Consider the following 26462-nt stretch of genomic DNA (forward strand, 5'->3'; position numbering starts at 1 on the left):
TTCTGTTATTGCGTTGTGCTACCACACTACAAAGCGGGTGTGACACTCCGCACGTTTCCGCACGTACGGCAAAGGGAGCGGCCCCCGATCGTCTCGGGAACCGCTCCCTTCACGGCGTCTTACTTGGCGCCCGCCGCACCGCGGCGGATGCCGAGGCGGTCGACCAGCGCGCGGAAGCGCGCGATGTCCTTCTTCGCCAGGTACTGCAGCAGCCGACGGCGCTGACCGACCAGGATCAGCAGACCACGACGGGAGTGGTGGTCGTGCTTGTGGGTCTTGAGGTGCTCGGTCAGGTCCGAGATACGGCGCGAGAGCATCGCGACCTGGACCTCGGGAGAGCCGGTGTCGCCCTCCTTGGTACCGAACTCGGTGATGATCTGCTTCTTCGTAGCGGCGTCGAGCGACACGCGTACTCCTCGTAGTCTGTGAAGGGCCACCGAGTGCCCCCGGTCCACTTCTCGGGGGAGCTTCCATTACTCGGGAGGCGGGGATCCGCTGGGCGCGGCCTCCAGAGCCAGGGGCTCCGGGGGTGCGTACACAAACGGCCGTTACACAGCGTACCAGCAGACGAGCGCGCTCTTGACAGGCGTCCCGCGCCGGTCAGATGCCGCCGCGGACCTCGCCGTAGACATCGAGGACGGCCAGGCAGATCGGGACCAGGGAGAGCAGCACCAGCGAGTCGGCGAGATCGAGCATGCGGCCCCAGAACGGGGAGAGCCCCTTCTGCGGCACGATCAGCGCGATCGCGATCAGGACCAGCACGCCCACCCCGACCGTGGCGGCGAGCCACAGGGTCCGGATGTCGACGGCGCTGGAGTCGCCCTTGAGGAGGTCGACGATGATGCCGGCCGGCGGCGAGATGGCCAGCCCGAGCACCAGCAGCGCGATCGTGCTGACACCGGCCACGAACAGGCAGGTGACCTGGGCGGTGTACCGGAAGAGACGGGCGCGCAGCATCGCGGCGAGGCCGGTGCACAGGGCCAGCAGCTGGGCCCAGCCCCCGTCGCTGAAGCCGAGCACCGCGCCACCGGCGCCGACGATCACGGCGGCGCAGCCCCCGACCAGGCCGAGCAGCAGTTCGTGACCGCGGCTGGTCTGGGCGACGATGCGCTGGACGTCGACGGCTTCGAGGTCGCCCTCGCGGCCCTCACGACGGGCCCGGGCCAGGTCCTCCGGGTTGCGGAAGCCGATCGGCAGCTTGGCGAAGCGGGCGGACCAGCCGGGCAGGAAGCCGACGACAGCCAGGCCGACGACGGAGGTGCCGGCGGCGATCTCCCGCGGCTCCGCCTCGGTGAGCACGCCGCAGAACACGGCGAGCGTGCCGATCCCGGCGGCCAGCGCGGCGGCCACGAACGGGGCGTCGCCCTGCGGCAGCAGCATGATCAGCACGACCGAGAACAGCAGTACGGCGACACAGCCGACGAGGAACTGGATCCGGCCGGGGCCTTCGCCCGCGTCCTGGGGGATGACGCCGGAGCCCGCGATGAGTGCGTGCGGCAGCGCCGAGATGCCGAGCGCGACGGCGGAACCACGGTCGTCGTACACCCGGGCCCGTACCCCGGCGAGTGCCGTCAGGGCCAGGGCGACCACGCCGGCCAGGATGCCCTGCAGGCCGTGCATGTCGTGCCGTATCGGATCCGCGAACCAGAAGACGAAGCCGAGCATGACCAGCAGCAGGGCGCCGGAGACGAGTCCGGCCACGCGCATCAGGTTGTCGTTCCAGCTGCGGATGTCCTGCTTGACCGCGGCGGCGATCGCGTCCACGACGTCGTCGTGCACGGCCGGCGGCAGGGAGTCGGCGAAGGTGCGCAGCAGCAGCACGTCGCCGTCCCTGACCCGGTGCTCGAGCAACGAGCGGCTGGCGTCGAGGACTTGGCCCTCGCGGGTGACCAGGTGGTAGCCGGCCGGATCGGTGTCCGGCCGGGCCAGGCCCGAGAGTCTGACGATCTCAGGAAAAAGGTCCTGAATCGGCAGATCCTCCGGTAGCGCGACATCGACCCGGCTGTCCGGCGCCGCGATCGTGATTCGGCAGAAACCTGTCGACGTCCCCGTGCTCACCTGGTACTTCCCCCTGCTGGACAAGGCTTCCTCGCGCCGCTCGTACGACGCGGAGCGCCACCATATCCGTTGGCACGGGGGGTGCGGGGGCCACCTCCCCCGTTTCCTCCCCGGCCCCCCTCGGCATCTCCATCCTCCTGGCTCCCTCCGGCACTCGAAGCATCAGTAGGATCGACGCCCACACGTATGACGCCTACGCGAACGAGAACACGTCGCGGTACACGGGGGCGTCGATGCCAGGACGTATCAATCGCGAAGGATGAGTGCATCGGTGAGCGTCGTCATCATCAAGCGACCACCGCGGATAGTGCCCCCGGCGGTCCCGGACGGCGAGGTCAAGCTCGAGACGCCGCCCGAGATCCCTCGCGAGGGCGACGAGAGCATGTTGATGAACATGCTGCCCATGATGGGCATGCTGGGTTCCGTGGGCTTCTTCTTCATGCCCGGCCTGCCCCCCTACATGAGGGTCGTCGGCGGGCTGATGCTGGCCTCGACGCTGGCCATGGCCATCGCCCAGTTCGCCAGGTCCCGGCAGAACGGCGGCGCGGGCATGGCGCAGGACCGGCGTGACTACTTCCGCTATCTCGAGCAGGTCCGCAAGGACGTGCACAAGACCGCCGAACTGCAGCGGCGCAGCCAGCTCTTCCAGCACCCCGACCCGGAACAGCTGTGGGCGGTGGCGGCCGACGGCAAGCGACTGTGGGAACGCCGCCCGACGGACGCGGACTTCGCCTCCGTACGCATCGGCCGTGGCATCCAGCAGCTGAACACTCCGCTCGTCGCGCCGGAGACGGCGCCCAAGGACGAGCTGGAGCCGCTGACCGCGGCGGCGATGAAGGCCTTCCTCGACGCGCACGGCAGCCTCTCCGACCTGCCCGTCTCCGTCTCGCTGCGCGCCTTCTACCACGTGACGGTGTGCGGAGAGACCGACACGGTCTACGGCAGTGCCCGCGCGGCCCTGGCCCAACTGGCGACGCTGCACTCGCCCGAGGACCTGATGATCGCCGTGGTGGCGCATCCCTCGGCGACGGCGGACTGGGACTGGATCAAGTGGCTGCCGCACAGCCAGCACCCGAAGGTCAAAGACGGCGCGGGCTCGACCCGGCTGCTCTTCGACGACCTCGGGGAGCTGGAGGAGGCGCTGGCGGACCAGTTGGACGACCGGCCGCGCTGGAACCGGGACGCCAACCCGGTCTACGACCAGCCGCATCTGATCGTGGTGCTCGACGGCGGCACCGTACCGCCGGACTCCGAACTCGCCAGCGCCGAGGGCCTGCAGGGCGTCACGTTCATCGAGATCTCCCCCGGCGAGCTGGAGGAGGAGCTGCGCGCGGGCCTGACGGTCTACGTCAAGCCGGAGCGGATGCGGCTGTTCGTCGGCCATGAGTCCGCGTACAACGGCAAGCCCGATGTGCTGAACCCGGCGCAGGCCGAGTCCCTGGCCCGGCAGCTGGCCCCCTTCCGGGTCGGCTCCGCGGAGGAGGGCGAACCCCTGCTGTCCAACCTGGACTTCACCGACCTCATGGGCATCGGCGACGCGGGCGCCGTCGACGTCTCCCGCACCTGGCGGCCCCGCACCCTGCACGAGCGGCTGCGGGTGCCGATCGGTGTCGGCGAGAACGGCGAGCCGGTCATGCTGGACCTCAAGGAGGCCTCGCAGGAGGGCATGGGCCCGCACGGTCTGTGCGTCGGCGCCACCGGTTCCGGCAAGTCCGAGGTGCTGCGCACGCTGGTGCTCGGTCTCGCGGTGACGCACTCCTCGGAGACGCTGAACTTCATCCTCGCGGACTTCAAGGGCGGTGCGACCTTCGCCGGTATGGCGGACATGCCGCACACCGCGGCGGTCATCACCAACCTCGCCGACGACCTCACCCTCGTCGACCGTATGCGCGACTCGATCATGGGTGAGACGCAGCGCCGTCAGGAACTGCTGCGCTCGGCCGGCAACTACGCCAACCTGCACGACTACGAGAAGGCCCGGGCGGCGGGCGCCGCGCTGGAGCCGATGGCCTCGCTGGTGATCGTGCTCGACGAGTTCTCCGAACTCCTCACCGCCAAGCCCGACTTCATCGACATGTTCATCCAGATCGGCCGTATCGGCCGGTCGCTGGGCATCCACCTGCTGCTGGCCTCGCAGCGCCTGGAAGAGGGCAAGCTGCGCGGCCTGGACACCTATCTGTCGTACCGGATCGGTCTGCGGACCTTCTCCGCCGCCGAGTCGCGTACGGCGATCGGCGTCCCGGACGCCTACCACCTCCCGTCGATCCCCGGCTCGGGTTACCTCCGCTACGACACCGACACCATGGTCCGCTTCAAGGCGGCGTACGTGTCGGGGCCGTACCACGGCGAAGGCCCGTCCCGGGTGCACCGCTCGACGCAGCTGCGGCCCGCGCTGTTCTCCGCGGAGCACGTGGCGCTGCCGCCGCAGCCGGTGATCGACGAGCCGGAGCCCGACAACAGGGTGGACGACGCGCTCGCCGACACCGTCCTGGACGTCCTCGTCAGCCGGATGGTCAACCAGGGTCCGCCCGCCCACCAGGTGTGGCTGCCCCCGCTGGAGGAGGCGCCCTCGCTGGAGCAGCTGCTCCCCCAGCTCGCCGTCCACCCGGAACGCGGCCTGACCGCGCCCGACTACACGGCACTCGGCCGGCTCAATGTGCCAGTCGGCCTGGTCGACAAGCCGTTCGAGCAGCGGCGCGACGTGCTGTACCGGGACTTCTCCGGTGGCGCGGGCCACGGTCTGTTCGTCGGTGGTCCGCAGTCCGGCAAGTCGACGCTGCTGCGCACGCTGATCTCGTCGTTCGCGCTCACCCACACACCGTCCGAAGTGCAGTTCTACTGCCTGGACTTCGGCGGTGGCAGTCTCATCTCGATGGAGGACCTGGCCCACGTCGGCGGGGTCGCCAACCGGCTCGACGCCGAGAAGGTGCGCCGTACGGTCAGCGAGGTCGAGGGAATCCTCAACGCGCGTGAGGAGTACTTCCGCGCGAACAACGTGGACTCGGTGCAGACCTACCGGCAGCGCCGGAACGCGGGCCAGCTGCCCGACCAGCCCTGGGGTGACGTCTTCCTGGTCATCGACGGCTGGGCCACCTTCAAGACGGACTACGAGCTGCTCGAGTCCACCGTCACCGAGATCGCCACGCGTGGCCTCGGCTTCGGTGTGCATGTGATCCTCACCGCGAGCCGCTACACCGAAGTGCGGCCCGCGCTCAAGGACATGCTGCAGAACCGCATCGAGCTGCGGCTCGGTGACCCGACCGAGTCGGAGATCGACCGCAAGGTCGCGCAGAACGTGCCGTCCACCGTGCCGGGCCGCGGTCTGACGCCGGACAAGCTGCACTTCATGACCGCTCTGCCGCGGGTAGACGGCTCCTCGGAGACGGAGGACCTGTCGGAGGCGACGGCGATCCTCGTCCGGGGCATCAACGACAACTGGCAGGGCGCCCCCGCCCCGGCCGTGCGGCTGCTGCCGACGATGCTGCCCTGGGACCGGCTGCCCAAGGGCTTCGAGCACCCGGAGCGCGGTGTCGCCATCGGCATCGACGAGTCGTCGCTGGCGCCGGTCTTCGTGGACTTCGAGACGGACCCGCACTTCATCGTGTTCGGTGAGAGCGAGTCCGGTAAGTCCGCGATGCTGCGGCTGCTCATCAAGCAGATCTGTGAGCGCTACACACCGCAGCAGGCGAAGATCGTCATGGGTGACTACCGACGCGCTCACCTGGAGGGCGTGCCCGAGTCGCACCTCTCCCGGTACTGCGCGGCGGCACCTGCGCTGCAGGAGACGCTGGAGGGCCTGGCCGGTTCGCTCGGCCGCCGGATGCCGGGCCCGGACGTGACGCCCGAGCAGCTGCGCAACCGCAGCTGGTACAGCAGCCCGGACGCGTTCGTCATCATCGACGACTACGACCTGGTGGCGACCGGTATGAACCCGCTGTCCCCGCTGCTCGAGTACCTGCCCTTCGCCCGTGACGTCGGCCTGCGCGTCATCATCGCGCGCGCTTCGGGCGGCGCCAGCCGGTCGCTGTACGAGCCGGTGATGCAGCGTCTGCGCGAGCTCGGCGCCCAGGGCATCGTGCTTTCCGGCGACCGGACCGAGGGGGCGCTGCTCGGCAACATCACGGCGTCGCAACTGCCGCCCGGGCGTGGGCACTTCCACACCCGGCGCCGGAGCGGGCAGCTGATCCAGACGGGGTGGCTGCCGCCGCGGCACTGAGTTGTGCGCGGTTGAGTGACCTGTGCAGGGGGGCGGCACCCGTTTTGGGGCCGCCCCTCCGCCGTGTGCGGGTGGGTCTGGTTCGGGCCACGGCGGGCCCGTTAAGGTGACGCTGCGACAGAAGAGCCGAGTCACGGGGGGCAGTTGTGGCCAACGACGGGATGCAGGCCGATCCTGGGGTCCTCAAGACCGAGGGCTTCAACATGTTCAGTGTCGGCCTGGACTTCAGCAAGGCGGTGCAGGCCCTGCAAACCGGCCTGACCGCGCTGGAGGGCGGCAGCGGCAGCACGCCGCCCTGGGGCGACGACGACATCGGCGAGAAGTTCGGGGTCGTCTACGAGGGTCTGCGCGACGGCATGTACCAGTCGATGGGCAGCCTGGCGGAGCGCATCGCGGGGATAGGGCTGGCGTTCACGGAGATGGGCGTCCGGCACGAGCTGAACGAGGGCAACGAGGACGCCGCCTGGCGGGACCTGACCTCGAAGTACGACGGCCAGGTGGAGATGGTGACCGGCGTGCATCATGAGCGTCGGCGGCAGGAGTGACCTGACCCGGCTCTGTGAGCTGTGCTGAGCGTGAGCTGTGCGTGACCTGACGGTTCCGCAGCGTGAGTGCGCTCTGCGCAAGTAGGCTGAGACGCACACTTCGTTCGCACGTCAGGAAGAGGCCCAGCAGCATGACCCAGGCACGGGACAACGAGGTCGAGACTCAGCCCGAGGACGTCAAGGCGCGCAAGGAGCGCGAGCGGGACGAGCTGTACGCCCTCGACATCTCGGGGGTCGAGTGGCACTCCGCGCCCGGCACCGAGACACACGAGGAGCGTGTCGAGATCGCGTATCTGCCGCAGGGCGCGGTCGCCATGCGCTCGTCCCTCGACCCCGACACCGTGCTGCGGTACACCGAGGCGGAGTGGCGGGCGTTCGTACTCGGGGCGCGGGACGGGGAGTTCGACCTGGAGCCCGCGCCGCACAATGGTGGGATGGCGGCTGAGTAGGACGTACGGTCGTCCCCAGGGGCGTCAGTACAGCGAGAACCCGCCGCTGTGGCGCCCTTGGTTCTTCTTTCCGGGCTGCGAGTTATCGCCTTCTGGCCGATTCGGCTCGGACGGCCCGGCGGAGGGGTCTCCGCTCCCTCCCGCCTCCCCGCGCCTGATCTGCTCGCGCTCCTCCTCGGACAGCGACTCCCACTGACCGCGCAGGGACGACATGCCGCTGCCCAGCGCGCGGGCCACCGCGGGGTCGTCGAGGGCGTCGCGCAGGGCAAGTCGGCCGGAGAGCAGCTTCTTGGCCGCCTCCTGCATGTCCTTGCTGACACCGTCGGACGTGGACAGCTGACGCAGGGCGGAGTTCAGGGAACGGATCTGCTCCGGTTCGAGTGCCTCGTCCAGCACACCGCGGTCCGGCGAAGAGCCGTGCGGATCGGGTGAGTTGTCGGGTCGACTGGCCATGTCGCGTCTCCTCAGTGCTCGTCGCCTCTCGGCCACCCGCAGTATCTCGCGTCACGCACGAGATGCCATGCTGACTTCCACTGGCCGCCAATGGCTCGCCGATGGCCGCCACCGACCGCCACCGGCCGCCGCGGAAGAGAAGGACAGATTGTCATGGCTCGGACGCAAGCCACCGGCAAGGGCACCGGACCCGACCGTTCCGCCGCCGGTCTCCTCGGGCGGGCCCTCGGTCGCCTCGGGCGCGCGGGCGGACTGGTCTTCCTGCTGGCGGGGCTCGCCCTGAGCGGATTCGGCGCGTACGAGGGGGCGTACGCGGCGGGTTGGACGGGTACGGCCGGCACCCTCACCGTGCAGCAGTGCGAGGTGAGTTACCCGAACAACGCCTCGCGCAGCAGCCGCAAGAACCGCCGGCCCGTCCGCTGCGAGGGCACTTTCGTCGCCGACGGCGGCTCGAGCACGGACCCCAAGGCCGCGGTGCAGGTCCGGCAACGGTACGCGCAGGGCACCGAGTTGTCGGTGCAGCAGACGGAGCCACCGACGGCGGCCGGCGCGGGCGATGCCGACTACGTCCAGAGCGGCATGGACCGGGCATGGCGCTGGTTCGGCGCCTTCTTCGGCGGCTGGGTCCTCACGGGCCTCGGCGTCTTCTGCCTCGCCACGGGTTTCGCCCCGTTCGGTCGGAGCCGTATCTCGTACGACGCGGCGTGGGAGGCGGCTGGGCGGGGAGTGACGCGGGCTGCTGTGATCGGGATGATCGGGGTCGGGCTTGTGGGTGCGGGTGTGTGCTTCCTGGTGAGCTACTTCTTCTGAGGCGCCGGTACTACGCGGGGCTACTCCACGGTCGGCGGGATACGTGCCGCAGCCGCAACTGCCGTAGGCCGTCGGCGATTCGTTAGGCTCACGCACCATGACACCGCACTCCCTCTCCCCAGCCCCGGACGCGATGGTCATACGGACCGGCCGCCGCAGCGTCATGGTGGGACTGCCCTGTTCCGTCCTGCTCATCGCGGTGGGGGCCGTCGGCGTCGTCGGCGCTGCCATCGTCACCACGGGGAATCAGAAGGGCGAGTCCACCGTCGCGGGGTTCGCGGGCCTCGTCTTCACGCTGGCGCTCGGTGTGCTCGGCGTGTTCCTCTTCCTCTCCAACTGGGCGAACCGCCGCAGCAGGATCCTCGTCGACCACACGGGCCTGTGGGTCGCAAACGGAAACGTGCGGAACGTCATCCCCTGGCAGACGCTCGCCGGGGTCGGCCTCTACTGGAGCAAGCTCGGCCGCAGCCAGAAGCTCTACTCCCTTGAGCTGTTCCCCAACGGCCCCATCGACCGGGACGACCCGGTGCTGTGGACGCTGGTCCGCGACGAGGAGCCGCTGCACCCCGACCTGCCCCGCCTGCGCTACCGCCTCCCCTTCCCCGCCCCCTACCGGCAGGAGGTGGTGAGCGCGGTCCAGCAGTACGTCCCGCACATCTGGCTCGGCGAGTCCGAACGCGCGGCGGGCCACATCGGCCGGCCCGACGTGAAGGGACACCGGCAGCGCACTCAGGGCCGTACGCCGTGACACGACGTCACCGGCGGCCCGGGCGCGGGCTGCCGCGCCGGACAACAGCACTGCCCTGCAACAGATTTGTGACAGCAACCCTCTGAAGTTGCCTGCGGGTGAGTCCGTAAGCTGTGCGCACGGTGGTACAGCTGAGTGATTTCCCTTGGTGAGCGAGGGGGTTGTACGGCCGTGTTGGTCCAACGGGGGTGCTTTCTGCTGTGTCGATGATGCTGCCGGACGAGCTCGAATGGGTTCTCCAGATGCTCGGCTTCAACTGGCCGACGGCTGACGAGGACAAGCTCAGGGACTCGGCCGCACTGTGGCGGAAGTTCGGCGACGACGTCACCGGACTCCACACCTCCGCGAACAGCGCCGCGCGTATGGTGACCGCCCACAACGCCGGCGAATCGATCGACAAGTTCTCCAAGACCTACAAGAAGTTCGACGGCGGAGACGGCTCCGACGGCTACCTCGCGAACGCCGCGCAGGCCGCCCACATCATCGCGAACGTGATGGAGGCCTGCGCCTACCTGGTCGAGTTCGCCAAATGGGCGGTGATCGCCCAGCTGATCGCCCTCGCCATCCAGATCGCCGCCGCCGCGGCCGCCGCACCCTTCACCTTCGGTCTGTCCTCGGTCGCGGGTATGGGCGCCACCGCGGCCGCCCGCCTGATCGTCCGGCGCCTCCTCGACGAGCTGAAACAGGCGTTGCTCGAGGCGATCATCGAGGCGATGAAGGAGCCGGCGATCTCGGCGATCGAGGCGATCATCTCCGACCTCATCCGCCAGACGGTGAACGTCGGCTTCGGCGCCCAGCAGGGTTTCGACCTCGCCCACACCATGAAGACCGGCGGCACGGCGGGCCTGGAGGCCCTCAAGCAGTCGCCGCAGACGCTGGCGGAGGGGGTGCGCGACAGCCTGGGGAAGAAGGCGGGCGACGGCGTGCATAACGCGGTCGACAGCCGTATTGACGGGTATCGCGGGCCGTCGGGGTTGCCGGGTAGCAATGGCGACGGCAGCGGCAGCGGGGGCGCCGGCTTGGGGAGTTCTGACTCGGGGGGCTCCGATTCTGGGAGTTCTGACTCGGGAGGTTCCGACTCGGGAAGTTCCGACTCCAACTCCGGGAGCTCCAACTCCTCCTCGGACTCGTCCAGTTCTACGCGTGCGAGCACTGGCAGTGGGCCGGGTGTGAACATCGGCGGTGGGATATCCGCGGATGCCGGTGGGGCAGGCGTCGGTGGACCGGATGTGGGGTCCGGCCCTGATTCCGGGGCGGGCTCGGGATCCAACTCCGGCTCCGGTTCGGATTCCGGGCAGGGTCCGTCCTCTTCAGACTCGCCGTACTCGAGGCCGGCGCCGTCACTGTCGGGGCCGTCCCTGTCGGACTTCGACGATCCGGCGCCCGGCGGAGCCTCGCCGAGCACCCCGTCCACCAACAGCTCGCCCGGTACCAACGGCGGCCCCTCCGTCTCCGGCCTCTCCTCCCCGACCCCGCAGTCCGCACCCACCCCCACATCGTCCGGCGGCCCGTCGTCCTCGTCGGGGGGCGGCTCGATCGGCACTCAGATCGACGGCCTGGCCACCAGCGTCCCCACCCAGTCCAACGCGGCGCCGACACCGACGACGGGCGACCCGTCTCCCGCGGGGTCGGGGGGTCGTACGGATGGCGGCTCGGCCGTTCCGACGTCGCCGGTGGCGTCGACGGCGTCGACGGCGTCGGCGGCTGCAGGTGGTACGGCCGGTTCGCACCACGCCGGGAGTACGTCCGGCAGCACGCCCTCCGCCACCAGCCCGACCCCCAACTCGGGTGCGGCGAGGAACCCTTCCGCCAGTACGCCGGGTACGCCGTCGTCCGTGGGAACCGGACCTGCGTCCACGCCGAACCCCACGTCTCCGACAACACCGCGGAGCACGCCCGCCACGACGCCCGACGGGCGGAGTCCCGGTGCGGCGGACGGTCGTACGCCCGGAACGCCTGACGGTCGAACGCCGGGCCAGCGCATCCCTGGTACGACGCCGGGCGACGGCATGCCGCCACGGAACGCGCCTGGTACGACGCCGGGCGACGGCATGCCGCCACGGAACGCGCCTGGTACGACGCCCGGGGACCGAACGCCGCCGCGTGACTCCTCCGGTACGACGCCGGGAGACCGGACTCCGCCCCGGAACAACCCCGGTACGACGCCGGGGGACCGTACCCCGCCCCCGACCGGCAGCAGCCGTACCCCCACGCCGGGTCAGAACCCGAGTACGACCAGCCCGAGCCCGAGCCCGAACCCGGACCGGTCGACTCCATCGAGGACCGCGGCTCCGTCCCCGAGCACCCCGACGACGACGCCCTCGACGTCGTCCGGCGCCGGACCGGACCGCACTTCGACACCGAGCGGCGACAACTCGAACGCTTCAGCACGTCCGGGCGCCGCCACCAGCACGAACACCCCCGGCACACCCGGCGCCCAGAACCAGCCGGGCACCGGCTCCACTCCCACCAGGCCTCCCCAGCAGCCCCCGGGCAGCACGCCCAACGCGCCTCATGCCCCAGGTACCCCGCAGCAGCCGACTGCCCAGCCCCACACGCCGCCCAACCCACAGCATCAGCAGCAGCAACAGCAGGTGACAGCGGTCCCGATCCACACCGTCGTCACCACTCCAAGCTCCTCGACGCCGCCATCACACGCGACCCCGGCCACGCCGCAGCCTCCCGGCTCGCCGCAGGCCGACCCCGGGACCGCCAACAACCAGCAACACGCCCAGCAGGACAGCCTGGACGACATCCGCGCCGACCTGGACCACTACCCCGGAGGCCTGTCAGAGCCCGACCCCAGCGACCAGCAGGCGCTGGCCGACGCGGTCCCGCGCAACGAGGACGGCACCCCGGAACGGTTCCCCGACCCCTTCGGCCCATGGACGCAGCTCCAGAACGACGGCGGCAACGAAGTCCCCGGCCGCAGCAACAACTGCGCCGACTGCTCCCGCTCCTTCCTGGAGACCTGGTACGGCGACCCCCAGGTGTCGGCGCCCCGCACCCTCGACACGGACGCACACGGCAACCCCGACCCCTGGTCCCCCGAGGACAACGCGAACGCCAACCAGATCCGCTGGACGGGCGCCGCACACACCTACGCCGGCCCCGGCAACGACCCCGACACCGCCAACAGGATCGCCTCGGTCCTCCAGCAGGCGGGCCCCGGCTCAGCGGCCATCGTCCAGGTCGACTGGCCCGGCGGAGGCGGCCACGCCTTCAACGCCGTCAACCACAACGGCAACATCATCTGGATCGACACCCAGAGCGGAGAGGTCAGCCACGACCCCCTCCACCTGGACAACGCCGCACACGTCTGGCACATCCCGCTCGACGCCGACCGCAACCCGATCGACCTCACGCAGCCCGCCGCGGAGGACTCCGGGAACCAGAGTGACGCGTCGCAGAACCAGCAGGACGACGGGGCGCAGCCGGAGAAGTCCGAGACCTCCGAGACCTCCGCGAACAACGGGCAGCCGCAGAACGACGTCTCTGGCGACACCGCGAAGCAGGGCGACGACACCGAAGCGGAAGCCACCTCCCGTACTCAGGCGGACCCGGCGACCCCGGACGTATCCAACGACGCGGACTCCGCACAGCCGTCGACGCGCGACCCGAACACGTCGCCGGACTCGACGCGATCCACGCAGGACCCGACGAACGGCGAGCCTGCAAACGAGAACGGCAGGCCCGAGCGCGAGAGCAGCAAGCCAACCGAACCGGATAGCAGGCAGACCGAAGCGGACAGCAGGCCTGACGGCCGGAAGTCATCCCAGGACGCTCCGAACGACCCCACCACCAACAACCGGGACACGCCCCAGCAGACCACCGCGCCCTCAGACCCGCGGACGTCCGTCCCGCACCAGCAGACCGCGGACCCGCGTACCACCGACCCGCGCATTGCAGATCCCCGCACGACGGATCCGCGCACGTCCGACCCCCGCGCAGCCGATCCCCATCGGGACACACCCACCCAGCAGAAGCCGGAGACCAACGAGCGCTCGGACGGCCGGCACCCGAACACCCCGCCGCGACCGGACCCGACTCACCCCGATCATGTCGATGATCCGCGATCGGAGACGCCGGACAAGGACCGTTCCGAGACCCCGGGCCTGACCCGTCCCGACGAACCGAATCAGTCGCCGGCCGACGACCGCCGCGACCGCCCGAGCGACATGACCAAGGACTCCGCGGTCCCCACACGCGAGAGCCTTCCGGACGGCAAGAACGCCGATGCGGCCGGCTACGTCAGGGATTCCACGCGCGGCAAGGAACCGCTGTACGGCCCCATTACCGGCGAAACCAACGCAGTCGGCAACAGGCCCCATTCCGACGGCAACACCACCCCACCGCCAGGGCCCGCCGAACCCGCCGCGCGCAATAGCGAGGACGACAAGGCCTTCATCCGCAGGATGGTCGACTTCGCCAATGAGAGCAGGGAGAACCGCAAGCAGTACTGGCAGAAGAACGGCAATCGCAACAGCCTGGACGACAGGGTCGATGGCCAAAGGCTTCCGCAGCTCAAGCGGGACCCGGACCAACCGGACGATCCAGATAAATTCATCGCGGCCAGCGAGGTCCCGCCACCGGACGCGCCCGACTACATGCCCGAAGACATCGTCAAGCCCGTCAAGCTGGGCCGCGAGGACGGCCAGATCACACCCGAGAATCTTGAGGCTCTCGACGCTGAGACCAACAATCGCGAGTGGACGCTCCAGGCCGACCGCATCGCCGAGGCCGCCAAATTGCAGGCGAAGGCGGACCACGGCGAGGATTCCGAGGAATACAAAGCGGCCAAGCGCGTGTACGCGGACACGCATTCCGCGGTACGCGACATCGGCGAGAACCACGGCGAGTACTCGGCGCTGCATCATGCGATGTCCAGCCAGCACCCTGAGTACGTACTGGTCGACGTACCTCATACCGGAAATGGAAGCGATCAGTTCGACCAGATCTACGAGGACCCGAACAAGCCCGGACATTACATTGTGGTCGAAGCCAAGGCGCCCACGGGTCAGCTCGGTGAACGCAACGGCCATACCGGCAAGAAGGTGATGCAGGGCACCCGGGAGTACTTCGAAACCATCAATATGCTGATGCGAGAGGGGACTCCAGAACAAAGGGCAATTGCCAAGAAACTGCAGGCCGCCTACAAACTGGGGAACGTCCAGTACGTCGTGGTGCAGTCCAAGGTCGAAAGCGATCCGGAAGCCAACGCACAGGCCAACAACGGCAACCACGAAGGCGGTTACGTCGGCGACGACGGCCACCGTGATCGCAAGAGGTACGGTGGAGCGAACATGGACTACTTCGACATCCGGAAGCCGGAGGACAGGCAGCAATGACTACCCAAGTGACACGTCACGAGGTGCCTGCCGACCGAGTTATCAGTGCGCAAGAGCTCCTTGACGACGCCGAAGAACGGGCCCGAGAGCTCGAAACCATGCCCAGCACGTTCAACATGGCGCTGAACACGGCGCTGTCGGACGCCAAGAATCACTGCGCCCTCGATCCCCGCGCCGCACGGATCGAGACCTGGGAGGCATGGGTCGCGGCCATGCAGATCGGCTCCGCCCTGTTCCGGTCGGCCACCTCGTCGGAACCCACGGTGGAATGTCTGATCTCGGGCAAACGGCGGACGATCCCCACCACCGGCCCGCAGTCGCCCGCCGACGCGGGCAACTGGCTCACCGCGTTCTACCTGGCACTCATCTGCCGCGAAAAGGAACGGCTGAACGAGCTGAGCGACGTCCCGATCTCGCTGTTGCGCGAGTCCGGAGCGGTGTTCGACGAGTACATCTACGACTGGGTCGACACCCTCCAGACGTACTGGAAGGAAGGCCCCGGCCTCGGCGACAAGCTGACGGCCGCGATCAGGGGAACGGACCCGGAGGTCCTACAGGTCACCGACCGCAGCCTGATGCTGCGCATCCTGTATCCCCCGCTCAACCTGTTCTACCGCTGGGCCGCAGGCGACGGTGAGCGCTTCAACGCAGAACTGGTCAAGGCCCTGGAATCGCACAAGGAGTACTGGACGGCGGAGGAGTCGACGGCAGCGCAGGTGAGCGGTCTCGTCGCAGTGGGCCCGCTCGCGATGGCCTGCCTCGCCTACGACAGCGGCATGCCCATTGAGGTGGAGTCCGGCTACATCCCCAAGTATCTGCTGGAACGCGGCCGCGTCGGCGACTTCCCCACCTGATCCCCAACAAGGAGTATCCCCAACAACGAGTGCCTACCCAACGAGTTCGATACCAGAACGGAGGAGAAGGGGAAAGCGATGCAGATTCCGCGGCATGAATTCCCGACGCGAAATGCCCTGCGGATCCTTGAAACCCGTACCAAGGACTTCTGGGACGACGTTCAAGACCTACGGGACGAACCGTCGTGGTTCTCGAACGTTCTGGCCGACGCCATCGGGCTCTTCTGCCGCCAATGTGTCGTGGACCCGGAGGCCGACAAGGTCGAGACCTGGGAAGCTTGCGTCACCGCCATGCAGGTCGGCTCCGCCCTCTTCGAGTCGGCGCGGGCGACAACCGACGCCATCGAATGCCGCATCGGTCACGAGATGCGGACCATCCGCGTCGGCGCCCTGCCCCGCGCCCACGCCGGGAACTGGCTCAGCGCCTTCTGGCTCGCCTGCATCTGCCGCGAAAAGAAACGCATGACGGAACTGTGCCAGTTCCCGGCCGCACAACTACGGCAAGCCGACGGCGTCTTCGACGAGTACATCTACAACTGGGTGGAAGCGCTACAGGCCTACTGGCTCAAGCGCCCCGAATTCGGCGACAAACTGGTGGCCGCGGTGGACGGAACAGACCCCGGAGCCCTGCGCCATGCCCCGCGCGACGGCGTCTTCCAGATCATGTACCCGCCCATGAACCTCCTGACTCAGCTGACACGCGGCGACCAGAACAAATTCAACACCGAACTCGCCAAAACCCTTGAATGGCACAAGGACTACTGGACCCACGACGAAGACCGCGAACTGGACACCGAAGGCCTCGTCGCTCTGGGCCCGCTGGGCGCCTGCTGCCTCGCCGTCCAGGCCGGCTTCACCATCACCGTCGAATCCGAATACCTCCCCAAGCACCTCCTCGAAGGCGCCTGGCTCAACGAATTCCCCACATAGTCCCGGCCCGGCACCCAGGCATCTGAAAGGCAGCGCATGGTTCCCGACGCCCCCACCCCGACACCACAAGGTCCGCCCACCACCCCCAGCGAGGCCATCGCCATCGTTCAGGCGCGTTACGCCCAGCCCAAACTCCCCGACGGCACCCCCGCCGAACTGAACGTCCACGAATTCGACATCGGCTACCTGGTTTACGCGGTCTTCCCGCCCAGCGTCGACGCATCCGGCCGACCCCAGCCCGCCCCACCCGGCGGAGCCAAGATCGTAGTGTCGAAGGAGACCGGCGAATCCGTGACGGTCCCCAACTACCCGATCGAGCAGGCCATCGCGCTGTACCGGAAGAACCGCGCCCGCAACGCGTAGCCGACGGGCCCGCCCCACGCAGCACCGCTCTGTCCCCCGACCGCCCCACCAGGACTGGCACCCATGACCGACGACGCGCCCGACGGCTACGCACCGCACCCCTACATAGGCGGCCGCACCGCAGTGCTACGAGCCCTCGCCGCCTGGCGGATGGAGAGGCCCGGCACCCCGCGCGTCCTGGTCCTGACAGGAAACCCTGGCAGTGGTCGATCGCATCTGCTCACCGGGTTCCTGATGCTCTGCGACCCGGAGTACCGCAAGCGGCTGCCCCTGGACGCCCTCGACCCGTCGACCGTACCGCCCGAACTGCCCGCCCCCGCCGTTCCGGGCGCGGCCGGGATGACCGCGGCCCAGGTCCTCTGGCTCCTCGCCGGTCATTTCGGCCTGGAGGCCGACGAGGCAACGGACGTACTCACCGAGCTGGCCACCCTCCCGGCCCCGGTGACCGTGGTGGTACCGGACGTCGATCGCGCCGGACCGGTCCGTACGGCAGCAGAACCCGCCCGACTCACGCGCGAGGTACTCAAACCCCTCGCCGCCATCGAGACGGTCCACCTGCTCACGGAGATGCCTCGCGAACTCGCGGAGGAGTTCGCAGCGGGCCTCCCTGTCGGCACCGTACAAGTCATCGATCTCGATGCACCGCAGTGGGCAGACCCGCAGGACCTGGTACGGCAGGCCGAGGCACTGCTCAACCCCCAACTCGGCGCACCCGAGCTGCCGTTCACCACCGACGCCCCAACCCGACGCTTTCTCGCCGAGGCGATCGGCCGCCGAGCCGGGACGAGTCCGCTCACCGTGGAACTGGCCGTGCAGAGCATCCTGACGAGCCCGGAGACCTTCGCCCCCCACGACGAGGCCCTGCTCCCCTCCTCCATCGGCCAGGCACTCGACCTGCACGCCCGCCGCCTGCAAGCCGACCCGCAGACGCTACGTCACCTCCTGGCGCCCTTGGCCCTCGCGGAGGGCGACGGTCTGCCCGTCGAGCTCTGGCCCGGGCTCGTCAACGCCCTTGCGGGCAAGGACATGAGCGGAGTCATCGCGGGGGGCAGCTCGCTGACTGAACCGTTCGTCCGGTCACTTCAGCGCGACGGGGACGACGGCCCGCAGACGCTTCTCCAGCTGCTGCACCCGGCCATCGCCGACGAGATCCGCGCCGGCCTGCCGAACGTCCGCGCCGCTCAGACGCAGTTCGCGATGGCCCTGCTGGAGGCTGTGCCGGAACAGGACTGGAGCAAGGCGGACTCGTACGTACGGGACCACATAGCGAGCCACACCCTGGAAGCAGGCCTGCTGCCCCAACTCCTCACGGACCCCGGGCTGTTCGTGCACGCCGACCCGGTGCCACTACGCGCCGCCATCGAAGCCGTACCGACTGAGGAACTCGGCGCACCGGCCCGCACGTACCTCCGTACGGCCCCCCTCCTGACCCGCACCCAGGCACCCGCCGTGCAGCGTGCCGCCCTGCTGGAGACCGCGTTCGTCGAGGACGGCCTGCCCGAGTACGCGGAAGCCATACACAGCCTCGGCGTCAACCTCCCCTGGCAGACGCTGTGGAGCCGGCCCGTCCCCGGCATCAGCGCCGTGACCGTCGGCAGCCTGCCCCGCTCCGAGGGGCCGGCCACTCCCGTCGCCGTTCTCGAGGTACCCGCGGGCACGCCCGGCGAGGGCTCCCGTTCCGGGGTGCTCGTCCTGGGTCTCGTACAGCCTGATCACTTCGGCGACACAGACCCTGACCCCGAACTGATCCTGCACCCGTCCGAGCAGGAGCGGGCCGCCACCCCGCTGGAACTGACCCGCGGCGCCGACCACGTACGGGTCTGGGACCGCGCAAGCGGGGACGTCGTGGCCACGCTGCTGGCCGACACACCCGTCACCGCCGCAGACCTTTCCCCCGACGGCATCCTCCTCGTGGCCACCGAACGCGGGGCGAAGGCCCTCCGCATCCGGCCGTAGTTGCCGCTCAGCGCCCTTCACGCGGCCCGCTCGGGCTCCGAAGTCCCCCTCCTGATCTCACTGATAACTTTCTGTCTCTACTTGTTCACTCCGGGGGAAACCGATGAGCCAGCCGCCGTTCCAACCGCCACCGCATCCACCACTGCCGCCGCAGCAACGACAGCAGCCCGCCTACAACCCTTACAGCCAGCCCGCCCCACCGCAGCAACAGCAGTCACAGTCACCGGGGTTCGGACCGCCGCCTGCCCCTGGGCAGCAGCCCTCGGCACCGGCATATCCGGGAATGCCGCCGACGCAACCGATGCATCCGATGCACGCCGCACCGCCGCCGTTCCAGGCGCTCCCATTCGGGCATCAGCCCACCGCCGGCGGTCATCCGGTCGGCGCGGTCTTCCTCGGCCTCTTCGCCTCGGTCATCGTCTCGCTGCTCTACAGCGGTCTGATGCTGGCGACGTACAAGGACCAGTCGCTCACCACTGCCCACACCCTCTACTTGGCCCACGCGCTGGTCAACGGAGCGATCGTCGGCTGCCTGGTCGGCTCGGTGGCTCACCGCAGCGCCGGCGCACATGTCGGTGGTGCCGTCATCGCCGCGCTCGGTGCGTTCTTCGGCTTCACCAACACCGTCCCGCTCATCATCGCCGAGAGCCAATCCCCCAGCGCCATCGGCGACATGATGGAGGCCGACCCCTTCCTCCCGGCCAAGGCCTGGTGGAACAACGAGATCGACGGCGGAGTCGACTGGTTCTCCCCGCTCGGCCTCGTGCTCGCCGCAGCCGCCGCCTGGGGCCTCGCCTACGTGATCGGCAACAGCCGCCGTCGGCCGTGACTTCGAGCCGCCTCAACGGAATGCGGGACTGTCGCCGACACCCGCCAACGCCACCCCAATACAGGTGACCATCATCGCCCAGCGCGTGTGGCCGCTCCGGGCCAGCACAAAACCCCACCCACCACAGGCCACACCCACGGCATACGTAGCGACCCAGACCCCCAGCGCGTCGCCCTGACCGAGGCGTACGACCATCAGCACAAGGCAGGCAACGGCCACCAGCCCGGCGAACACCCCGTACAACCCACGCGCCTGCCGCGCATCCCGCCGCCGCTCCTCCACGAGCCCCGGCTGTCCCTGAGCCTCGAACCGCGCCCGCAACTCGTCCGCGCTCACCCCGGACGGCAACGGCCCCCCACCCGTCCCGTCCGGCCCGTTCGTCACCTCATCACCATGCGTTGTCATGGCAACCGAGCCTATCGGTCGACGACGACCCGCAAGCGCTGTGAACCGCTCCGGGTCTGATGGAGGCTCGATTCCCTGAGAGGATCGAGTCATGGCTCGTCCGTCCCCCTATCCGCCCGAGCTTCGTGAGCGTGCGGTGCGCATGGTCGCGGAGATCCGTCCCAACTACCCGACCGAGTGGGCCGCAATGAAGGCGGTCGCAGCCAAGCTGGGGATCGGCGCGGCCGAGACGGTGCGGACCTGGGTCCGCAAGGCCGAAGTCGACGGCGGCCAGCGGCCCGGCGTCACGTCCGAGGAGGCCGCGGAAATCAAGCGGCTGAAGGCCGAGAACGCCGAGCTGCGGCGGGCCAACGAGATCTTGAAGGCGGCGTCCGCTTTCTTCGCGGCCGAGCTCGACCGGCCGTCGAAGCGCTCGTAGCGTTCATCGACGCACACCGTCAGGTGTTCGGAGTCGAGCCGATCTGCAGAGTCCTGACCAGCCATGGACTGAAGATCGCGACGAGCACCTACTACGCCGCCAAGAACCGCACCCCCAGCACCCGGTCGGTCCGCGACGACGAGCTGAAGACACAGATCAGCCGCGTCCACACGGACAACTTCAGCGTCTATGGGGTCCGAAAAGTCTGGCGCCAGCTGCACCGCGAAGGCATACCAGTGGCCCGCTGCACGGTCGCCCGGCTGATGCGCGACCTGGGCCTGGAGGGCGCCCGACGCGGGAAGAAGATCCGCACCACTATCCGGGACGACGGCCAGGACAGGGCTGGTGACCTGCTTGGACGCGACTTCACCGCGTCGCGTCCGAACGAGCGGTGGGTGGCGGACTTCACCTATGTCGCCGCCTGGTCCGGGATCGTCTACGTCGCGTTCGTCGTCGATGTCTTCTCCCGCACGATCGTGGGCTGGTCCGCCGCCACCAGCAAACGGGCCAAGCTCGTCCTCGACGCCCTCGACATGGCCCTGTGGCGCCGCGACCGCGCTGGAACTCCCGCCGGACCAGGGCTCATTCATCATTCGGATGCGGGCAGTCAATACACGTCGTTCGCGTTCACCGCGCACCTCCTCGACGCCGGCATCGACGCCTCGATCGGCACCGTCGGCGACGCCCTGGACAACGCGCTCATGGAATCCCAGATCGGCCTCTACAAGACGGAGCTGATCAAGCCCCGCAAGCCCTGGCACGGCCTGGCCGACATCGAACTCGCCACCGCGGAATGGGTCGACTGGTTCAACAACCACCGCCTCCACACAGCGATCGGAAACATCCCGCCCCACGAGCACGAGACCAACTACTACGCTCAACACCAGCCCCAACCGGCGGCTGGAGTCAACGCATAGAGCCTCCAGTGATCCCGGAGCGGTTCACTGTGCGCGGACGCGAGCGCCCTGCCATGCCGACACCAACTCACTTGGGGCGCGCGTTGGTTGTACTCGGGCTGCATCAGTCGGCGACGCGCGCGCCGATCGCCCGGGCGCGGTCGCGGGCTTCGGGGCTGAGGCCTTTGCGGCGGGGGGAGGTGCGTTGGTCGTACGCGGTGGGCTGGGCGACGTAGCTCAACGTCTTCGGCCCAGGCCTGGCAACCACGCAAGCGAAGCGCGGGTCTCCCGCGTGCCACAACTCGTCGTCGAACCCCTTGCGGACGACGCGGTCCCAGATTCGGAACATCCCCCCATGCTCCTCAGCTGACTCCGTCTTCTCGGGCTGGTCCGGGTTCGGCAGGACGAACACTGCCCTCACCCACCTGGACCGTCGCCGATCAGCGTGGACACCGTCGGGCTGCTGCCGCCAGGGATAGACCTTGAGGATCCGGTGCATGCGCCAGAGCTTGAACAGCCCATACATCTGGGCACCCACGAGGTAAGCGATGCGCTCCGCCATCGCCTCGCCCGCGGCGCGGGCCTCGTCGGCAAGGAAGCGATGACCGAATTCAGGGTCGTCGCGGTGCGCGTCGAACAGGGCGTTGGCCCGGTATGCCTCGGCCAGTTCGGCGTCGGTGACCGGGCTGTTCAGCTACCGGTAGTAGGGCTGGCGGGCCAGCCCCAGCACCCGGCACGTCACCGCCACCGGCACCCGCACAGGGGCACCGGAGGCGGCCCGCTCGCGGACGAGCGGGTACATCATTTTGCCGGCAGGTTCGCCTGCGACAGATAGGCCGCAGCCCGCCTGAGCACCTCGTTCTCCTGCTCCAGCATCCGGATCCGCTTGCCGGCCTCGGCCAGCTCAGCCGACTCACTCCTTGCGGAGCCGGGACCGGCGGCAGGGCCCGGCTCACCGCGTTCCTCGGCCTCCGCACGTCGGATCCACTTCGTCAACGAGGCCGGGTGGACGCCGAAATCGGTGGCTACCTGCTCCAGGGTGACGCCGGGCTCGCGGTTGCGCGCGACCCGCACGACGTCCTCCCGGAACTCCTTCGGATACGGCTTGGGCATTGCGACATCCTTCCAGCCCGCCTCTCAGCGAGCCAGATCAGGTGTCACCCAACCCTGCAGCAGTCCCAAGCACAACCGCACGCAGCTGTACCAGCACATCGCCACACGCCTGGCGCTCGCCATGGCCCTGTTCGCGATGCCGTACGCGGCTCACCTGGTCGGCTATGACGCCGCCCTCCCCGCGTTCGGCATCCCAGCCGCCCTGTTCGTGCTGATCTTCCTGGCACTCAGACTGCGCCACGGGTCGCGACTCAAGGTGTGCGAGAAGGTGCTGCGCACCTACCCGCTGGAGTACCGCACCCGGGTGTTGAAGAAGGGCTCCGAGTGGAAGTACCTCGGAAATGTGCACACCGTCAGGCTGACGGTACGCGGGCAGCACGGCACCCCTTCCCTGCGTGCCCTCAACGCCTCGACGGTGCGCCGCTGGCCGAAGGAGGCCGAGGAGGGGGGTGCCTGGTTCGCCGGTGACATGGCCTTCGGCGGCGTCATGATCGTGCCGGCGAGCAACGACATGCTCTTCGTGCAGCCAGCGGACTGGGCAAGGTACGAGCAGGAACGCGCCCAAGCCGAACCACAGCGCAGGGCCCTTGCCGAACAGGCCGGTCTCTCAAGACTCTTGGAGAAGGAACCCAACATCATGGTGGGCGGATGAAGGGCGTATTCGGGTCTCGTTGGCCGTGACCATCACGACCGGTTGCTTCAGACCGGATGCCACCGGGGTGGTGACCACCGTCAACTACCGGGGTAGTGACCACCGTCAACTGGTCCAGAGGCACACCGTGACCAGAACCGTCCGGCGCCGCGGACGCGGCCGGCACGACCGTGGCAGACAGCAGAGCAGCCATCGTCAACACGAGCCCCACTCGTCTGAGTCCTGACATTCAAGCTCCTTTGTCGGGGGACTCCGCGATGGTGTCCTGTTGCGTGGGTGTGGCCGATCGAGGTTCAGGTGTGCGCGGGCTTACTCCCGGGGGGCCCACCCACGAGGGGCTTCCGCTTCCTGCGCATGAGGCGGGCCATCGTGCAACTCTCCCTGATAAACGGGCAGTTCAACATAGAAAGTGCGCGGTGGCCTTGTCCCAGTCCGGCCTACTACGGTTCCGTGTCGAGCAGACTCACGCCTGGACGCGAGGGCCGCGGTCCCGTGCCGGCGAGGATGACGGGCTGTCGAGAGATCGAGGTGAGGGACTGTGGTAACGCGTCGTACGGTGATCAAGGCGGCGGGCGCCGGAACGTTAGCGAGCGGGCTGACCACGCCGGCTGCCGGTGCTCCCCGGGCGGCGGAGGCCGACGTACTGGTGGTGGTGGAGAAGGGCAGCCACGCGGTCGGTTTCTACGACGCCGCGTCGGGGCAGCGCCTGCAGACCGTCGGGCTGCCCGACTATCCGCATGAGATGGTCGTCGACTCGCGCGGGCGATTCGCCTATGTCGGGCACTATGGAGTGCGCATGGCCTCCGTCGTCGGCGAGGGCGGCGCCGCGGTCTTCGTCATCGACCTCGTCGAGCGGTCCCTGGCCCGGACCATCGACACCCGGCCGTTCAACCGCATCCACGGCATGGGCATCGACCGCCACGACCGGCTGTACGCCCTGAGTGAGGAGAAGGCGGTACTGCTCGGTTTCGACGCCCCGACCACCGACCAGGCACCCACCAGGGCGGTACCCACGCACGGGGTGAAGACCCATCTGTTCACGCTCAGCCGGGACGGCGAACGAGCCTACGTCACCGGCCTGTTGTCCCACACGGTGAGCCTTGTGCGCCCCCACGACGCCTCCGTCCCACCGCTCCTGGTGACTCCCGGCCAACTGCCCGAGAGCAGCTGTCTGAGCCGGGACGAGAAGACGCTGTTCGTCGGTGCCCGTAAGAGCTCCTCCCTGGTCGCCATGGACGCGCGCACCATGAAGGTGCGGCGGAGCCGGAAGGTGGGCGGAGACCCGCTGCGGGTCTACACCCTCGACGACGAGCGGCTGTTGGTTACGGACATAGTCGCGGGCACCCTCACCGTGTTCAGCACCGACCTGCGGCCGGTCCGCTCCCTTCAGCTCGACGGGACCCCGGCCGCCGTGTCACTGCACCCCGGCAGGCCCCTGGCGTATGTGTCCCTGCTGGGCACCAACCGGATCGCCGTCGTCGATCTGGACCGGCTTGCCGTCGTCGGCGGCTTCGGCACCCAGCTGGAACCGGACTCTTCGGTGCTGCTGCCCGCCGCCTCCTGAGGCCGACCACCCTGGGTTCGGGCCCAACTCGGCAGGCCGGGGATGCGGGTGCACGGCAGGGACCAGGGATGACGCATCAGTGGCACGGGACACTCTCGTGATCGTCAGGCGCAGAACAGCCGTAATGATCACCAAGCCCGTGCCCGCACTGCTATCTCCCCCCACGCCAAAGACCCGTACGACCACAGAACTTGAAGCCACTTGGTTTCAGCCTGCGAACGTTTCGGCTCTCGATTTCTGCGAGAGGTATTGACGCTGATCAACGGAGCCTCAATCATCCAGTTGCTCGACACTTCGACCCTTGTTCGACATACCGAATGCTCCAGGACCGCACCACACCCGACAGCCGGACAGCCTCGGACGGGGCAAACCGGAGCCGCTCGCTCAAGGATGACGAGGTCCTTATGCATAGACGTAGTTTCAGCCGCAGACATCCGGGTGCGGTGCTCGCCGCCGCGGTCGCGGTCCTGGCCACGTTGGCGGCGATGCTCGTCGCCGGCCCGGCTCAGGCGGCCACCAGCGGCGCGGTGCGCGGTGTCGGTTCCGGCCGGTGTCTCGATGTGCCGGGCGCCAGCCAGACCGACGGCACGTTCCTGCAGATCTGGGACTGCCACGGCGGAACCAACCAGCAGTGGACGCTGACGGACAACAACCAGCTGACCGTGTACGGCAACAAGTGCCTGGATGTCCCGGGCCACGCCACCACGTCCGGGACCCGGGTACAGATCTACACCTGCAACGGCGGTCCGAACCAGCAGTGGCGGGCGACCTCCGACGGCACGATCGTCGGCGTGCAGTCCGGGCTGTGCCTGGACGTCTCGGGCGGCGGTACGGCCAACACCACGGCGGTGCAGATCTGGACGTGCAACGGCGCCAACAACCAGAAATGGACCGGCCTGTCCGAGACGGGCAACGCGTGTGCTCTTCCGTCGACGTACCGGTGGACCTCGACGGGTCCACTGGCGCAACCGGCGAACGGGGGCATCGCGCTGAAGGACTTCACCACCACGACGCACAACGGCAAGCGCCTGGTCTACGCGACGACCTCTGACGGATCGAACTGGGGCACGATGGGGTTCAGTCCCTTCACGAACTGGTCGGACATGGCGTCAGCCACCCAGACCGAGATGAGCCAGCTCGCGGTGGCGCCCAAACTGTTCTACTTCGCGCCCAAGAACATCTGGGTACTGGCCTCGAATGGGTGGGGTACCCCCTGGCAGTTCGCCTACCGCACGTCCAGCGACCCCACCAACCCCAACGGCTGGTCCGCGCCGCAGCCGCTGTTCACCGGCAGCTTCCCTGGCGGCGAGGGCGGCGTCCCGATCGACCCGACGCTGATCGCCGACAACCAGAACATGTACCTGTTCTTCGCCGGTGACAACGGCAAGATCTACCGGGCGAGCATGCCGATCGGGAACTTCCCCGGCAGCTTCGGCTCGTCGTACACGACGATCATGAGCGACACGGAGAAGAACCTGTTCGAGGCGCCGGAGGTCTACAAGGTCCAGGGCCAGAACCAGTACCTCATGATCGTTGAGGCTCGGGGTGCGACTGAGCAGCGCTTCTTCCGCTCGTTCACGGCCGCCGGCCTGAACGGTTCGTGGACCCCGCAGGCCGCCACCGAAAGCAACCCCTTCGCGGGCAAGGCCAACAGCGGTGCCACCTGGACCAACGACATCAGCCACGGTGACCTGGTCCGCAACAACCCCGACCAGACCATGACCATCGACCCCTGCAACCTGCAGTTCCTCTACCAGGGCCACTCCCCCAACACACCGCCGGGCACCCCCTACTTGCAACTGCCGTACCGGCCGGGCGTGCTCACCCTGCAGCGCTGACCCGCCGGATCCACGGT

At 68.7% G+C, this 26462-nt stretch carries 21 protein-coding genes and 1 other annotated feature; of the genes, 15 read left to right on the top strand and 6 right to left on the bottom strand.

The window, feature by feature from the left end:
- Positions 1–119 precede the first annotated feature (119 nt).
- Both rpsO and eccD read right to left on the bottom strand, forming a co-directional pair.
- Positions 120–407: a 30S ribosomal protein S15 gene (gene rpsO / locus OG828_RS14655; protein WP_210582679.1), complete on the bottom strand. Its 288-nt coding sequence runs from the start codon at positions 405–407 to the stop codon at positions 120–122.
- 193 nt (positions 408–600) lie between these two features.
- A complete protein-coding gene (gene eccD / locus OG828_RS14660) occupies positions 601–2058 on the bottom strand; it encodes a type VII secretion integral membrane protein EccD (protein ID WP_210582680.1) in 1458 nt (485 codons plus the stop codon).
- Positions 2059–2329: 271 nt separating this feature from the next.
- On the opposite strand from eccD, the gene eccCa reads away from it, so the two are divergent.
- The 3 genes from eccCa to OG828_RS14675 all read left to right on the top strand — a co-directional run bounded on the left by eccCa (position 2330) and on the right by OG828_RS14675 (position 7268).
- On the top strand, positions 2330–6274 hold the full coding sequence (eccCa, locus tag OG828_RS14665; protein WP_328438198.1) for a type VII secretion protein EccCa: 3945 nt from the start codon (positions 2330–2332) through the stop codon (positions 6272–6274).
- A gap of 146 nt (positions 6275–6420) precedes the next feature.
- Positions 6421–6819 carry a hypothetical protein gene (locus tag OG828_RS14670; RefSeq protein WP_328355554.1) on the top strand — a complete coding sequence of 133 codons (399 nt, stop codon included), beginning with the start codon at positions 6421–6423 and terminating at the stop codon, positions 6817–6819.
- A 131-nt stretch (positions 6820–6950) separates the two neighbouring features.
- Entirely contained in the window at positions 6951–7268 is a 318-nt protein-coding gene (locus OG828_RS14675) for a DUF397 domain-containing protein (RefSeq protein WP_210582683.1), read from the top strand.
- Positions 7269–7292: 24 nt separating this feature from the next.
- On the opposite strand, the gene OG828_RS14680 is transcribed toward OG828_RS14675, so the two are convergent.
- Entirely contained in the window at positions 7293–7721 is a 429-nt protein-coding gene (locus OG828_RS14680) for a hypothetical protein (RefSeq protein ID WP_328501372.1), read from the bottom strand.
- Between the two features lie 153 nt (positions 7722–7874).
- Between OG828_RS14680 and OG828_RS14685 the strand changes: the two genes are divergently transcribed.
- The 8 genes from OG828_RS14685 to OG828_RS14720 all read left to right on the top strand — a co-directional run bounded on the left by OG828_RS14685 (position 7875) and on the right by OG828_RS14720 (position 19559).
- On the top strand, positions 7875–8531 hold the full coding sequence (locus OG828_RS14685; protein WP_328501373.1) for a hypothetical protein: 657 nt from the start codon (positions 7875–7877) through the stop codon (positions 8529–8531).
- 97 nt (positions 8532–8628) lie between these two features.
- Positions 8629–9279 carry a hypothetical protein gene (locus tag OG828_RS14690; protein WP_328501374.1) on the top strand — a complete coding sequence of 217 codons (651 nt, stop codon included), beginning with the start codon at positions 8629–8631 and terminating at the stop codon, positions 9277–9279.
- 206 nt (positions 9280–9485) lie between these two features.
- Positions 9486–14627 (top strand): toxin glutamine deamidase domain-containing protein, encoded by a 5142-nt coding sequence (locus OG828_RS14695; protein WP_328501375.1) that lies wholly within the window; start codon positions 9486–9488, stop codon positions 14625–14627.
- 98 nt (positions 14628–14725) lie between these two features.
- Positions 14726–15481: an immunity 49 family protein gene (locus OG828_RS14700; protein WP_328501376.1), complete on the top strand. Its 756-nt coding sequence runs from the start codon at positions 14726–14728 to the stop codon at positions 15479–15481.
- A 78-nt stretch (positions 15482–15559) separates the two neighbouring features.
- Positions 15560–16411: an immunity 49 family protein gene (locus OG828_RS14705; RefSeq protein WP_328438203.1), complete on the top strand. Its 852-nt coding sequence runs from the start codon at positions 15560–15562 to the stop codon at positions 16409–16411.
- A 36-nt stretch (positions 16412–16447) separates the two neighbouring features.
- Entirely contained in the window at positions 16448–16774 is a 327-nt protein-coding gene (locus OG828_RS14710) for a hypothetical protein (protein ID WP_328438204.1), read from the top strand.
- A gap of 63 nt (positions 16775–16837) precedes the next feature.
- Positions 16838–18730, top strand: a complete 1893-nt coding sequence (locus tag OG828_RS14715) for an ATP-binding protein (protein ID WP_328501377.1) — start codon at positions 16838–16840, stop codon at positions 18728–18730.
- 310 nt (positions 18731–19040) lie between these two features.
- Positions 19041–19559 (top strand): hypothetical protein, encoded by a 519-nt coding sequence (locus OG828_RS14720; protein ID WP_328501378.1) that lies wholly within the window; start codon positions 19041–19043, stop codon positions 19557–19559.
- A 12-nt stretch (positions 19560–19571) separates the two neighbouring features.
- Here OG828_RS14720 and OG828_RS14725 read toward each other — a convergent pair whose 3' ends face one another.
- Complete coding sequence (locus tag OG828_RS14725) at positions 19572–19964, bottom strand: hypothetical protein (protein WP_328355584.1); 393 nt, start codon at positions 19962–19964, stop codon at positions 19572–19574.
- A gap of 91 nt (positions 19965–20055) precedes the next feature.
- Between OG828_RS14725 and OG828_RS14730 the strand changes: the two genes are divergently transcribed.
- A protein-coding gene (locus tag OG828_RS14730) for an IS3 family transposase (protein ID WP_328501379.1) occupies positions 20056–21299 on the top strand; the annotation gives its coding sequence in 2 pieces (ribosomal slippage) (positions 20056–20338 and positions 20338–21299; 1245 coding nt in all).
- Positions 20337–20465, top strand: a sequence feature (AL1L pseudoknot). (Overlaps the previous gene by 129 nt.)
- A gap of 103 nt (positions 21300–21402) precedes the next feature.
- Here the strand turns inward: OG828_RS14730 and OG828_RS14735 are convergent.
- Together OG828_RS14735 and OG828_RS14740 are read right to left on the bottom strand one after the other, a co-directional pair.
- Positions 21403–21627, bottom strand: coding sequence for a hypothetical protein (locus OG828_RS14735; RefSeq protein WP_328501380.1), 225 nt, complete (start codon positions 21625–21627; stop codon positions 21403–21405).
- Between the two features lie 452 nt (positions 21628–22079).
- On the bottom strand, positions 22080–22391 hold the full coding sequence (locus OG828_RS14740; protein WP_328501381.1) for a transposase: 312 nt from the start codon (positions 22389–22391) through the stop codon (positions 22080–22082).
- Between OG828_RS14740 and OG828_RS14745 the strand changes: the two genes are divergently transcribed.
- From OG828_RS14745 to OG828_RS14755, 3 genes are all read left to right on the top strand, one after another.
- Positions 22384–23043, top strand: coding sequence for a hypothetical protein (locus tag OG828_RS14745; protein ID WP_328501382.1), 660 nt, complete (start codon positions 22384–22386; stop codon positions 23041–23043). The genes OG828_RS14740 and OG828_RS14745 overlap by 8 nt on opposite strands.
- Before the next feature lie 538 nt (positions 23044–23581).
- The gene (locus tag OG828_RS14750; RefSeq protein ID WP_328501383.1) at positions 23582–24607 is read left to right on the top strand and encodes a YncE family protein; all 1026 of its coding nucleotides are present in this window, start codon (positions 23582–23584) and stop codon (positions 24605–24607) included.
- Between the two features lie 404 nt (positions 24608–25011).
- Positions 25012–26445 (top strand): non-reducing end alpha-L-arabinofuranosidase family hydrolase, encoded by a 1434-nt coding sequence (locus OG828_RS14755; protein WP_328501384.1) that lies wholly within the window; start codon positions 25012–25014, stop codon positions 26443–26445.
- Positions 26446–26462: the final 17 nt, after the last annotated feature.

It is taken from the genome of Streptomyces sp. NBC_00457 (assembly GCF_036014015.1).
Taxonomy (GTDB): domain Bacteria; phylum Actinomycetota; class Actinomycetes; order Streptomycetales; family Streptomycetaceae; genus Streptomyces.